Source organism: Acidisphaera sp. L21 (assembly GCF_009765685.1).
Lineage (GTDB): Bacteria > Pseudomonadota > Alphaproteobacteria > Acetobacterales > Acetobacteraceae > LMUY01.
On sequence record NZ_LMUY01000055.1, the window covers coordinates 1 to 6,581 of the forward strand.

At 59.7% G+C, this 6,581-nt stretch carries 5 protein-coding genes; 4 read left to right on the forward strand and 1 reads right to left on the reverse strand.

Going from position 1 to position 6,581, the window contains the following annotated elements:
• The first annotated feature begins 415 nt into the window (after positions 1–415).
• The 4 genes from GSQ76_RS11650 to GSQ76_RS11665 all read left to right on the forward strand — a co-directional run bounded on the left by GSQ76_RS11650 (position 416) and on the right by GSQ76_RS11665 (position 6,019).
• Positions 416–1,606: a replication protein RepA gene (locus tag GSQ76_RS11650; RefSeq protein WP_174247331.1), complete on the forward strand. Its 1,191-nt coding sequence runs from the start codon at positions 416–418 to the stop codon at positions 1,604–1,606.
• A gap of 175 nt (positions 1,607–1,781) precedes the next feature.
• Positions 1,782–3,341, forward strand: coding sequence for an FkbM family methyltransferase (locus GSQ76_RS11655; protein WP_158744086.1), 1,560 nt, complete (start codon positions 1,782–1,784; stop codon positions 3,339–3,341).
• 31 nt (positions 3,342–3,372) lie between these two features.
• Entirely contained in the window at positions 3,373–5,019 is a 1,647-nt protein-coding gene (locus GSQ76_RS31080) for a hypothetical protein (RefSeq protein ID WP_216851009.1), read from the forward strand.
• The gene (locus tag GSQ76_RS11665) at positions 4,946–6,019 is read left to right on the forward strand and encodes a hypothetical protein (RefSeq protein WP_254070366.1); all 1,074 of its coding nucleotides are present in this window, start codon (positions 4,946–4,948) and stop codon (positions 6,017–6,019) included. Before GSQ76_RS31080 ends, GSQ76_RS11665 begins: the two co-directional genes overlap by 74 nt.
• Positions 6,020–6,023: 4 nt before the next feature.
• On the opposite strand, the gene GSQ76_RS11670 is transcribed toward GSQ76_RS11665, so the two are convergent.
• The coding region (locus GSQ76_RS11670; protein ID WP_158744087.1) for an acyltransferase at positions 6,024–6,581 on the reverse strand (558 nt) is incomplete at its 5' end.

Below are 6,581 nucleotides of genomic sequence, written 5' to 3' on the forward strand. Positions count from 1 at the left end.
GTATGGCATCCGACTTGCCGACACTCGCCGATGGAATCGCGACTGCTACCGGCGCGTTGCGATGCGAAATCGAGCGGTTCGTCGAGGTCGTGCGTGAAGCCGCCTGATCCAACCGGCACCATGGCTCCTGCTGGGAACTCTACCGGGAACGCGAGTCGCCGTATCTCTCGGCTTTTTCGAGGCCAGGCTACGCGATGGACGGCTGGGAACTTTACCGGGACTGGCGGGGACTCTACCGGAACCGCCAAAATCCTAAAGTACCATAAAATCCAAGCTTTATCGAGTTCACCCCGAGGACTTCGCCGGGCCTTACTAGTACAAACCCTTCAAGTACCCTGGCTAGTACCCGACCCCGGCAGAGTTCCCGGCGACAATCCGACCGCTTGAAGGCAAAGTTGCCGACAGGAGAGCGATTTTGGGAACCATCCACCAACTGCTTGAAGTTCACGGCAAGCAAGCTGCGCTGCAGTTCGATGTGGATCGCCGTGTGCTGGAAGCCGCCCATGACTACATGAGCGACGAAGAAGGTGGAGTCGGTTTCATCTACTCCGGCTTTGCGCAGGCTGCCCTCCCCCATAAAAAGCTCGCGGACGACGCTGTTTGGCAAATCCAGACCGAGCGCGTGATGCTGCTCGTGGAACCCGGGCGACGGGCCGTGCGCGATGGCGTTCCCGTAGCAGTCGGTGTCCCCTACGGTTCCAAAGCACGTCTTATCATGCTTTATCTCATGGGTAAGGCACTTGAGACCAATTGCCGGGAAGTCGAACTCGGTAAAAGCCTGCGGTCCTGGCTCGAGAAGATGGGGATTCCACAGGGCGGCAAGTCAATCCGTGACGTCAAAGAGCAGGCGGAGCGTATTTCGCGATGCCGGCTCAGCTTTCAGATCCAGCAGGACGGCCGGACGGGACTTGTTAACCAGAACATCGTCGATAGCGCGTTGTTTTTCGACGCGGAAGAGCCCGATCAAGGCTCGTTATTCTTAGAAAAGGCTAAGTTGTCCGAATCGTTCTTCGATCAATTAAAGAAACACCCAGTGCCACTCGAAGAAGCAGCCATCCGTGCCATCAACGGCCACAGCATGGCGCTTGATCTGTATTGCTGGTTAGCCTATCGCCTGCACGTGCTGCCCGGCGCCCGCACCGTGTCCTGGAAGGCTCTGAAAAGCCAGTTCGGCACCGGGTTTAGCCGGATCGATCATTTCCGTCCCACATTCAAGGACAATCTGGCACTGGCTCTGGCTGTCTACCCGGCGGCTTTGGTTGAAGTAACCGAGCGGGGACTGATCTTGCAACCGTCGAAGCCCCCGTTGCACCCAAGATCTCCCTCCTTCGCTTCCGGTAGAGTTCCCAGCCTCACCCCGGTGGAGTCCCCGCTGGTATGCCCGGTAGAGTCCCCACTCTGCCATCCTTTCGAAACCCCGCTCCTCCGCCAAAACCTCGGGGCTTTCATCCAGAATATTCTGTTTCCAGCCGGGTCCGATGTGGGGCCTCTCGCAGCGTTGTCGGACAGCCTGCAAGCCAGCATTCTGAATATATTGGCTAAGGTACAGGAAAGTCCTAGAACATCGCTTGTGCCATCCCGATCCGGTGGCCTAATTGCTCTTTAGGCTCCATTCCGTTTGCCGATGCGTGCCAACCGGTAGTAGACGATAAGCAACGCTGGGCCCGTGCGTGGTTCATGCTCCTCGCAACCATAGAAGCGCATCGATGGTGTCGAACGTTACGAGCCGACAGGCCCCTGCGCGTGCAGAACCCGCCCATCGGGCGGACACACGCTATGGTATGATGGATATCCCGCAAGACGACCACGATTTGGTGGGGCGATTCCTAGCAAGCTCGGGTGAGTGGGCGTTTGACGAGACGAGTTTCGTGGCAGCCTGCTTGCCCGATGCGCCTCGTGTGATGGATGGCGGGGCGTTCCTTGGGACTTTCGGATTGGGGCTGGGGTTGATAAAGCCGCTCGGCTTTCTGTGCGCGGTCGAAGCGAACGCGACCGCACTGGCTTTGTTACAATCGAATCTCCGTAGAAACGCATGCATGCCGATGGAAATCATCGGCGCCTTGCTGGCCGGCCCAAACACACAACCGCAGCCGGGGCATGCCGATCCGGCCAATTTGGGCTCCGCGTCCTATGGCGACAGCGCGGCCGAAGGCATAGCGTTACCCCATCCTGCTGCCAGCATGACGCTGGCAGCGTTACGCGAACGCTTTGGCCCGTTCGACCTGATTAAGCTCGACATCGAAGGCATGGAACGAGACGTCCTACTGGGGGACGCCGAGTATCTCGCCCGGGGAACCACGTCTCTCTGGGTTGAGTGCAATGAGCATAGTCGGTCTCTTGATCTGGGGAGCCTGCTTTTGAGCTGGGATCTTGATCTCTTCTACTTCGCGTTCCCGTCGCACAATCCCGATAATTTTCGAGGCTCGAACGACCAACTTCTGCCCTGGGCCTACGAGGCCGGGCTGCTCGCGGCTCCCAAGATCAAACCTCGTCTCAGCGAGCAGCTTACCGCGCATCGCTGCATATTGCGGCCGATTCGATCGCGCGAGGAGCTTGAAGAGGCAATGTGGTTCACGCCCCGTTGGCTCCCCCAGGAACTTGCCGATGCGAACCCAACTACGCTCGCGGCGGTTGCCAGCCGCGCATTGAGCGGTCAAGCCCGAGACGTTTTCATGCGCGCGAACGTGCAATTGGACGGCTTGTCGATATGGGAGCGGCTGGAGCGCACGCAGGACGGACTTGCGCAAGCGCAAGCGCTGTTGACATCGCTGACAGGCGAACTGGAGACCGAGCGACATATTCGCCACGAGGTGGAACAACTCGCCATTTCCAGGCTCGCCGAAATGAATGGCGAACGCCAGCTTCGGACCGATGCTGAGGCGGTCGCCGCTGCCAGCGCCGGCGAACTCGCGCAGGAGCGCGCCCTTCGCGACGAGGCCGAGGCGGTGGTCAAAGCCCGAGCGAGCGAGTTCCTGCACGAACGAAATCTTCGGCACGAGGCAGAGACGCGCGCCGCCGCCGCAATGTCCGCAGCACTTTTGCGTCTGGAGGAGTTGGGCTTGGCACGAGAGGCCGCAATCAAAGCGGCCGCTGCGGATGTCGAGCGACTAGGAACGCATCTGGCCACATCGAAGACCCGTGCTACTACGGCCGAACATCAAGCGGAGACGCTTCACGCCGCGCTACAGGATCTAGCTAACCAGCTTGCCTTGATGCGCGCCAGTCTTGGATGGCGCGTGGTTAACCGCGGCCAGCGCTTTGTGAGTGGCAAGCCGCGCTTGCACGGTCTCCTGCGGCGTATGCGGGCGGTCGTCGGAACAGCCATCGGTCGACGAAAGTGAGCCTTTGCCAAAGCAGCCAAGGGTTGCGCCGGTGACATCAAAGGCAGAATGCGAACTGGTCGCGCCATTTTTCGATGCAGAGTACTACGCTCAATCCAATCAGGCCGTATTGGCTTCAGGCGTTGACCCGCTCGCTCATTTTATGAGTCGCGGTTGGCGGGAGGGGAGAGACCCGAGCGCCGAGTTCAGCCTGGTCTATTATCTTCGTATGCGGGAAGACATCGCGGCCGCTGGCGTGAATCCATTGCTACACTATGCCATGGCTGGCCGTGCCGAAGGTCTGGCGACGCGGCGGGGCATGGATGCGGAACGACGCTTGATCGAATCTGCACGCGCACCGTCCGATCGCGGTCGCGACTGGGCCGCCGGGGGCGACCGCGGGCCAGCGTGTGATGCCTCCACTCTGCGCCAACGGCTCGCCGATGCGCTGGATGGCCGCGCTGGTCTGGTGGTGAGTATCAGCCATGACGATGTCGAGGCTAACGTAGGCGGCCTGCAGAATGTTGTCGGTGAGGAGCGGCTTGCGTTCGAACGGCTGGGTTACGTCTACCTTCACCTATCGCCCGCACTCCCACTGCCCACGTTAGCGCCCAAACCTACAAAACATCCATTCCACTATGTCGTGAGGGCGGGGCGCGAACGACTGGGACTGGCCGAATCGCTGGACCTTACCGCTATCCTCAGGGATCTGCGGGATAGCGGGGTGGGGCTGTTCGTCATTGTACACCAGTTGCTCGGTAACGCGCCGGAGATCGTGGCTGACATCGCAAAGCTGAGTACGATACCGGTGGTCGCATGGGCGCATGACTATTTTACGATCTGCTCGAACTTCAACTTGTTGAGCAATGACGTGAGGTTCTGCGGCGCTCCGCCGACAAATTCGGGAGCTTGCGGTATCTGTGTCTACGGGGCCGACCGGCTCGCCGAACGACCGCGTGTGCAGTTGTTCTTCTCCCAGATCCGTCCGCGAATTATTGCGCCGTCGGACGTCACCTTGGCGTTTTGGCTTGCGCACGCTGAGTTGTCGCATTCTGGTGCTGCGGTTCAGCCTTTGGCCCGGTTGATACTCGGTCCAGCCACGACACATGGATACGGGCAACCAGGCCGAAGTTTGCGCATTGCTCATCTTGGACATCAGAGCTTTCCAAAAGGGTGGCCCGTGTTCGAGCGATTGGCCGCGAGATTCGGTAGCGATCCACGGTATGACTTCTTCCACCTTGGGCAGCGGACGCGCTTTACCGGGAAAATCCGCCACATACCCGTTCGTGTAACGCGCGATGCGCCCGACGCTATGCTGGAGAAGGTGGCCGAGCTGGCGATTGACGTGGTGGTGAATTGGGCTCCCTGGCCGGAGACCTTCTGCTACGCTGCGCACGAAGCGATTGCAGGCGGCGCCTTTCTGCTGACATGTCGTGCAGCCGGTCATGTCCCCCGCATCATCGCCGACTATGTGCCGGAACAAGGTTTGGTGCTGGACAACGAACAGGCCCTGCTTGATTTATTCGAGGATCAAGGGCTTCGCGCCGTACTGGACCGAGCGACCCGGCGGCGTGGTCTATTGCTGCCACAGGGGGGAACGGCAGACTGGCTTGTCCGCAGCAAGCATGGCGATAGTCAACTCAGGGCGCCCGACTTCAGCCAGGACAAGTTTGCGTTGGAGGCACCTGGCCGTGGCTGAACTCCATTGCTTCACGAGTGCATCCTTCGCCTATCTCGACCGCGTTCGCGTACTTGCCGAAACCCTTGCCAAGCATAACCCGAACTGGAAATTATGGCTGTGCCTGGTTGATCAAGAGCCTCCAGGCTTCGCTTTCCATCCGGAACAGGACGGTTTGGCAGGCGTGGTCCGGATTAGCGAGCTCGGTATTCCAAACCTGCGAACGCAGATATTCACGCATGATATCGTTGAACTCTGCACGCTGGTGAAGGGCGCCATGTTGGACCAGATGCTGGCACGAGGCGCTGACAGGGTCGTCTACCTAGATCCGGACATCGCCGTCTTCGATACCTTGGCGCACATCGAATGCCTGCTTACGCAATACGACGTCGTCCTGACGCCACATCAGGTCGAGCCCGACGAGCTACCCTCCGCCATCCGAGACAATGAAATCGGCTCGCTGAAATGGGGTGTGTACAACCTCGGCTTCCTGGCCGTGGCAGGGACGTTGGAGGGGCGTCGGTTCGCCAGGTGGTGGCGCGACCGGCTTCTAGATCACTGCTACGACGACGTTCCCTCGGGCCTGTTTACCGATCAGCGCTGGTGCGACCTGGTGCCGGCCTTTTTCGATGGCGTCCACGTCTTACGGGACCCGGGGTACAACGTTGCCAGTTGGAATTTGAGCCGCCGCCCCATTACGATCGACGAAAATGGTGACATCAAGGCCGCCGGGCGCCCTCTGCGCTTCTTCCATTTCACGAAGGTGAACTGGGTGGGAGAGGCGATGATAGAGCGTTATTCGGGCGGGCGGGTGGAGGTGTTTGAATTGATGCATTGGTATCGCAGACGGCTCATGGTCCATGCGACCCACGGATTACCGAAATCATGGTGGGCCTACGGAACCTACGCGGATGGTACCCCGATCCCACACGCGCATCGCCGGCTGTATCGCGATCGTGCAGATTTGCGTGAGCACTACCCAAATCCCTTCACCGCCGGGCCCGCTGCGTTTTTGCCCTAACGTATCACGCCACAATGCTGGATGCTTCCGATTTTCTAGCTAGGCGTTGCAGCAAGGGCTTTTCGAATAGGTGCCAAGACGCGGTGGCGGTCAGGACTGTGAGGGCGAGGATATACGGCAGCGCCCGTGGTCCGGTCAGCCAGTCGAGGCGGTGGAATGAGAGGATGATCGGCAAGTGCCAAAGATAGATGCCGTAGGAGATTGTACCGAGGTAGCGCAGGGGTGCAGTCGCGCGCACGAGGACACGGACGTTGAAGCAGCAAGCGGTCAGCACAACAGCGCCACAGGTCGCCGCCATCAAGCTCCGAAAGGCGACAACCATCCAGAATGAATCCCAGAACGCTGCGTTCGCCCAGTAGAGTTGCAGCGTGAGCGTTAACAGTATCAGCGAAGCAAGCGGGGCTGCCCAGAAGCGATGTTGATTGTAACGGGTGAACTGTCCCCCCATGGGGCTCCGTATGAACCGTGCGATCAAAATCCCGATCGCAAATTCATCGAGCATGCCGGGCAACTCGGTCGTGAAGACGAACCGGTGGAATACACCCAACGGGCCCGAGATATC

Excerpts from the sequence above, each read along its gene's own strand:
- GSQ76_RS11665 (WP_254070366.1), top strand. The coding sequence starts at position 4,946 with ATGGCGATAGTCAACTCAGGGCGCCCGACTTCAGCCAGGACAAGTTTG.
- GSQ76_RS11655 (WP_158744086.1), top strand. The coding sequence starts at position 1,782 with ATGATGGATATCCCGCAAGACGACCACGATTTGGTGGGGCGATTCCTA.